The organism is Pedobacter sp. ISL-64 (genome assembly GCF_018613605.1).
GTDB lineage: Bacteria > Bacteroidota > Bacteroidia > Sphingobacteriales > Sphingobacteriaceae > Pedobacter.
This window is the reverse complement of the sequence record NZ_JAGGPU010000025.1, coordinates 22,536-28,840: the sequence shown is the minus strand read 5'-3', so window position 1 is coordinate 28,840 and position 6,305 is coordinate 22,536. Positions and strand designations below refer to the sequence as shown.

Genomic DNA, 6,305 nt, shown 5'->3' with positions numbered 1-6,305 from the left:
GAATATTCAAACCTAAGGGATTGGAATGGAAAGCCCGCAATGCCGATCCTTCATCGGCAGCGGACTTGAAATGGAAAGCAGGACTACCGCCTGCCACGGCCTATTGCCCTTTTCATTTCCAAAAAACTCAGCTTAAAGCTACCTGTTACCCGCTAAAACCAGTGTTAAACCTGTTAAAATCGAACGATAAAGCCGCAATATGCGCCAGCTTCTGCTTAGTAGAATGGTCATCATGATTTACATCCATGGCACCAACAGGTGGCACTGCATCACTTTTCAATATAGCTTCATTGCTGAGGTTACTTACAATCTGTTTAACCAACAATGGATCGGCCTGTTCGGGCTTATGATTAAGCGAAAGATATACAGATGTAATAATCGCATTAATCTGGTAAATGGTCGACTGTACCCCATACAATCCGTTAAAATCAATGTGTTTCCGCATCGGCTCCTGACTGGCCGATTCGATGGCTTCACTTAATGCAGATAAACTGAGGTTGGCATTTTTTCTGGCCATGCGCGGAATATTCTCGCCCAGGTTTTCCTTCCTTTCTATCGCCACCTGTAAATAGTGCAAACTATCTTTTGTGGCTTTGTTTATTTTCTCCTTCAACTGGCGGCTGTCCCAAATCGGAAAAAGATAGGTGGCAAAAATGGCAATTACACAACCCAGCACCGTGAAGATAATCCGGTCGTGCACAATATGATCGAAATGTCCCTGGTAACTGCCTAGTGTTAAAATTACTGCAGGCGTAATAAACAATACACTTACGGTATAATTTAAGCGGTTAAAGGCATAAAAGCCAAGTAAAAAGATCACTGAAAAAGAAAGCAGCACCGCCGGACTCTTCACAAAATAGATGATGATTAGTCCGATCACTATCCCACCGAGGCTTCCCTTTAAACGCTGCAGGTTCCGTTTCCAGGTAATCGAAAACTTGGGTCGCGCCACAATTACCAGGGTGAAAAAAAGCCAGTAGCTGTATTTGCTCGGTTCTAATTGCCAGATCAGCAAAAAGCCAAATAGGAAACAGATGGCCAAGCGCAACGAAAACCTGAAGATGGGCGATTTTAAGGTGAGGTGTTCCTTGATCGAAAAACGATCGCCGGTAATAAATAAGGGATAAGAAATCGATCCGCTTAATTCTTGCAAGTGTTGCTCTGGCGTGCGCTCATTTCCCCTAATCATTTCGATAATGCGTACAATATCGTTCATGTTCGAAACCACCTTCAACACAATTTTACGTTGGGTTTCGTTTAAATGTTCCATTTCCTGCAACAGCATTACGCGTTTCTGGTAATATTCGATATTGGTAGCCACCTCACCTTTATAAGCCTTGGCCGACCGAACGTGCCTGCCCAACTGCTCGAGCTCTTTGGCCAGCAATTCAATTAAGGTGGCAATCAGTTTCAGGCTCGTGCCAGTTGCCAAAGTCTCCCGAACCAAAACATAATCGTAATGTACGGCGTTCAACTGTTCATACAAATCGATGAGTAACCGCGCCCTTTCCAACAGCAGCTGGCCTTTGGGGTTATCGGGATTCATGGCATATTTATCGGTAAGCAACAGGTTGCGGATCAGCTCGTGTTTCTGGTTCACTTTAATGTGCAGTTTTATCGCTTCTTTTTGTTGCAGATCGAGCGGTTCATCCACATCGTAATTCTTCGCCTTGGCATTTAAAAATACCGCGCTGCTCATCAAACATTCGAAAATGGCATGGTGAAGCGAGCGGTAAGGCCGCAGCAAAATCTGGATCAAACTGATTACATAATACCAAACCCCACCAATTAGCATATAACTGCTAAAATACAGCGGTCGTTCCGGGTGAAGCCCCATCACAAAAGTACACACAATCAGCGCCATGGTGCCAATCAGTGAGAGTTTCTGGCCGTATACCGCAAACATCGAAAAGCTGAAAGCCGCGATAACCACCACAACCGCGGTGAGGTAAACATGATCTAAAACCAACGAAACCACTAGCGTAGTGGCGAAAAAGACAATAATGCTCCACCACGCTGTTTTCAGTTTGTTCAGGCGGTTATCAGGCAGATCGGTTAAACTGATCAGTAAAGCCCCAACTCCTATTCCTTTTGCTGCTTCAGGATTGCCCAGGTAAAAAAATAAAATAATGGGCAATACCACGGTAATGGTGGTGCGCAGGGCATCAGAAAAGTACTCACCTAAAAAGAAATACGTAATGGTAGAGCCGATACTGTTTTTGCCCATGTATATGTTAACGAATACTAATAATTGATAAAAGCTGCAAAGATAACAGATTTATAATGCATGCATAACAAATAGCTGTACAAAACCAGATACCGATTCGTTCTTTGGGTTTTAGGAAAGTAATTGCATGTCATAACTTAATCTTCTATGTTACCCCGTAGTGATGCTGCGCTGAACACTACGGAGAGGAAGGGTATTACAGTAAGTCAGAACAATAATTTTCTAACCAAATTTTAGAAGATTTAAGGAAAATAAATTGTGCTGTGTTCTTATTATTTCCACGCCCGACTGAATACAGCACTTATTGGAGCAATCATAGGAGCAGCCCCGAATTTTTCAGCGAGCTCTTTTTCCACCTTAATTTTTATCTCGTCTATACAGTCAGGATTATGTTTTTTGATCTCCTCATAAACAGGCCCCCACTCTACCAGACCGCATGCAGCTTCTTTTGCGGTTGGACTTACGGAAAAAAGTTTTACTTTTTCAATTGATATTTTTGTAAAGCCGGCGTCCTTTAATAATGGTGTTATAAGCGCTTCATTATTCATCGAGGTTGCAAGATTATGCGATTCGGGCAAGGGCTGTTCTAAATATTCAATTGCAATAGATCTGGCAGAATAAGATGCCGCATTATTTTCCAGCTTATCCCAGGTTGTAAATAAAAACAGGCCATCCGGTTTTAAAACCCGATAGGCCTCTGCAAATGCTTTCGGTTTATCAGGAACAAACATATACCCGAAGCAACAAACCACCAAATCTATGCTATTATCGTTAAAAGGAAGTTGCTGGGCATCAATATTTCGCCAGTCGATATCAAGATGGCCCAGTGTCTTTTTGGCTACGGCCAACATCTCCTCACTAATATCTGAAGCGATTAGCTTTGCCGAGTATGGAATATGCTCCCGAATATGACGGGTAACACGACCTGTCCCTGCCGCAATTTCGAGCACCACAGAAACCGGGATGGAGTGAATTCGTTTTGCAACTTCTATAGCATAGGGTTCAAAGAATAATGGTCCAAAAAACTGCTCGTAACGAGTGGCAGTATCTTCCGGCAAATCAGCCGAAGGATCTTTTGTTAAAGTATCGTTCATAAACGATTGATTTATATTTCGTTCAAATACAATAAGTGATATTGTGACCCCTCAGGGGTTCGAACCCTGGACCCACAGATTAAGAGTCTGTTGCTCTACCAACTGAGCTAAGAAGTCTGGCAAAATAAATATAGTAAAAAAAGAGGAAGTTCGTAATGAATACTAGTTATAGTCAACAGTTTAAAAAAAGACTGGTTTTAAAGAAAAAAACATCAGGTATAGGCGGACCGTCGACGACCGCAGTGCTCCAAAGGAGCTCCCTCGGAGGAGAAATCTTTGAACTATATTAAAAGACTTTGCATCGCAGAGCCTTTTGATTTTTCTCGCCTGCAACGATTATTCACCAATCTCACTAATGGCTTAACAAGTTGTGTACGGTAAATGCACAAGTCATTCATACCACTTCCCCGCCCACTAAGATTGCGCCAGTAAGGTTTTTTTTATGAAGAATGGTGACCCCTCAGGGGTTCGAACCCTGGCCCCACAGATTAAAAGCCTATGCTCTACTAACTGAGCTAAGAAATCTAGTTTAATAATATAGGGATAAAAAGAGGGTTGTCAGCTTATTGCGTTTGATTAGTAAATCGTAATCCTACTGACTACATTTCTATTATTAGTCTCTACAGTCAAGATAAATCGTTCCCATGTTTATAAGTTGCGTATAAAAATCCCCTGTATTGGGTATTTTTTCAAATAACATTAACTCCTAGATTGTGGCCTATTAGTTATACTGGTTATTTTGGATTTAGATCTATTTAAACTGCATATACAATCATAAACTTCAAAAAATAGAATAATCTAATTCATTAATAAGCAAAAACAACAAATAAAATAAACTGATAAAATTTAAGATTATGAAAAAGAAAACGCTCTTCCGAATTCTAATGTTTTGTGTAATTATTGTTAACACACAAAGTGCTATCGCTCAAATACCAGACAGTATTATCAATCGTATAAAAACTGTACCCAAGAAAGATTTGATTTCAATAATGGGTAAATATGAAATATCATCGCAGATAATTCGTGTGGAAAACTTAGTCTTTCATAATAATTCAGAACTTATTTTCACAAATTACTCATTTCCGTATGTTGTTATAGCGGCAAAAAATTTGAAATTTAATGCTCCTGCGGTTAAATCCACTGTCAGGTTTGGCAATTATGATATTGCTTTGATCAAAGGCACAAAAGGCAGTACAGGAAATGTTGGGGCAAATGGATCAGGAAATGGTGTTCGCGGTGGGAATGGTAGTAACGGCGGTAATGGAGGTGTTGGTGGCACACAAAACACACCCGATATCTATCTAATAATCGAAAACATCAGCACCGATTTTGGTGATATTTCAACATTTGATTGGCAAGTGCTTACCACAGGGCTTGAAGGTGGGCAAGGTGGTGATGGTGGAGACGGAGGTCAGGGAGGCAATGGCTCAAGTGGAAGAAATTCTAGAAGCAATATGTTTCACTGTACACGCGGGGCAAGTAACGGGGGGCAAGGAGGTGATGGCGGACAAGGAGGTACTGGTGGACAAGCAGGAAATGGTGGCAACGCAGGTAATATACATTTAGTAGGTAGTGCAGAAGTTACCCAAAAACTCACCTATGTTCAGATGCTTTTAAATGGGGGAAATAGTGGAAAAGTAGGGGATCCTGGTATATCAGGAAATGGTGGATCTGGCGGTAGAGGAGGTAGTGGTTCGACTCATTGTAGCGGAGCTAACAGGGGCGGAAATGGGAATAAGCTTAATGCTTTAGGGCAAGGAACTACAGGGCAAAAAGGGCAAAATGGTGAAGTCAAAATTTCAAATCAAACTGTTAACACCATATTTTAGTATTGAAATACTTTCTGCAATTTAAGATATTGGATATACCCACCTAGCATAAGTCTTGGCGATTAGGTGATTTCAAGTAAATCAATATGATGAATTTATCATTAAAAAACAGCCGTGGGTTTTTATTTTACAGTGATTACCTATTTATTTAGATGTAATAACTGCACTCGAGCCGATAAAATTCTTTTTTGTATTTTTCCTCACTAAAAATCAAATATTTAAATTTTTTAATTTTATTTATAAAAAACATGCTTGACAAATAGCACTTTGAAGGTTATACTTTGTGTAGATATTTATTATCAAACTGTGTCATCGAAAGCCTTTAGGCTTTCAATGGAATTACTTTTCATAAAAAAATATACATGAAAAATAAAAAAAACGAATGGGAAAAGTTCATTGCTAAATTCTGGCGTATTGTTCTCCATAAAAGATACTAGTTGAGTTAATTTTAGCTGCTAGAAATAGGTAAGAGCCTCATTCATCACGAGGCTCTTTTTTTATTATTTTAATTACTTTAGTTTTTTATTGCACATGCTTCACATTTAACATAAGCCTTATCCCCTTAGCCTAAGCAACGACCTTAATTTTATATCATTAATTGAATACGCATTAAACTCATGCAAACCTTCAAGCAACTTTTTGCAAACAAAAAAGATATTATAAAGAAACTGGGCATTACCTTTAACGCTCCCTGTAGCGATGAAGATCTTGCAGGCCTAGAACTAAAGCTTAGTTGTCCCCTTCCACCAGATCTTATTGATTTCTATAAATTTTGCAACGGATTTGACACCGATGATCACTTATTCAGGGTAATTCCAGTACAGGAGGCCATTGATTATAAAAGCGAGTTAAAAAAAAATACTTTCCATTTTGCCGAATATATGATTTATAGCGACCAATGGTTAATCCAACTCCAGGAAGGAGGTCAATATGAAGTTATAAACGACAATCATGGATCTCAGAAAATGACAGTACAGGCCACTTCTATTCTAAAATTTCTGGAGATATATTTAACCGATGGTCTTTTGAGTAAATTAGACAACAACAGCTTTTGGGATAGGTTAAATAAAAACCGCGATTGAAACAGACCCAAACTTCAGTTCGAACATGAAGTACGGTTTCGCAATTTATAAACCCAGACTCCCGACCCAGTCT

Annotated in this window: 4 protein-coding genes and 2 tRNA genes; 2 read left to right on the top strand and 4 right to left on the bottom strand. The window is 39.7% G+C overall.

The genetic code is table 11. The features are described from left to right. Positions 1 to 145: 145 nt before the first annotated feature. From J7E57_RS24660 to J7E57_RS24645, 4 genes are all read right to left on the bottom strand, one after another. Complete coding sequence (locus J7E57_RS24660) at positions 146 to 2,227, bottom strand: FUSC family protein (RefSeq protein ID WP_215130461.1); 2,082 nt, start codon at positions 2,225 to 2,227, stop codon at positions 146 to 148. 272 nt (positions 2,228 to 2,499) lie between these two features. Beyond that, a complete protein-coding gene (locus tag J7E57_RS24655; protein ID WP_215130463.1) occupies positions 2,500 to 3,321 on the bottom strand; it encodes a class I SAM-dependent methyltransferase in 822 nt (273 codons plus the stop codon). 44 nt (positions 3,322 to 3,365) lie between these two features. Beyond that, positions 3,366 to 3,438, bottom strand: a tRNA-Lys gene (locus J7E57_RS24650). A gap of 333 nt (positions 3,439 to 3,771) precedes the next feature. Continuing rightward, positions 3,772 to 3,846: transfer RNA gene (locus tag J7E57_RS24645), tRNA-Lys, on the bottom strand. A 584-nt stretch (positions 3,847 to 4,430) separates the two neighbouring features. Here J7E57_RS24645 and J7E57_RS24640 point away from each other — a divergent pair. Together J7E57_RS24640 and J7E57_RS24635 are read left to right on the top strand one after the other, a co-directional pair. Further along, positions 4,431 to 5,150, top strand: coding sequence for a hypothetical protein (locus J7E57_RS24640; RefSeq protein ID WP_215130465.1), 720 nt, complete (start codon positions 4,431 to 4,433; stop codon positions 5,148 to 5,150). 617 nt (positions 5,151 to 5,767) lie between these two features. After that, a complete protein-coding gene (locus J7E57_RS24635; RefSeq protein ID WP_215130467.1) occupies positions 5,768 to 6,232 on the top strand; it encodes an SMI1/KNR4 family protein in 465 nt (154 codons plus the stop codon). Positions 6,233 to 6,305: the final 73 nt, after the last annotated feature.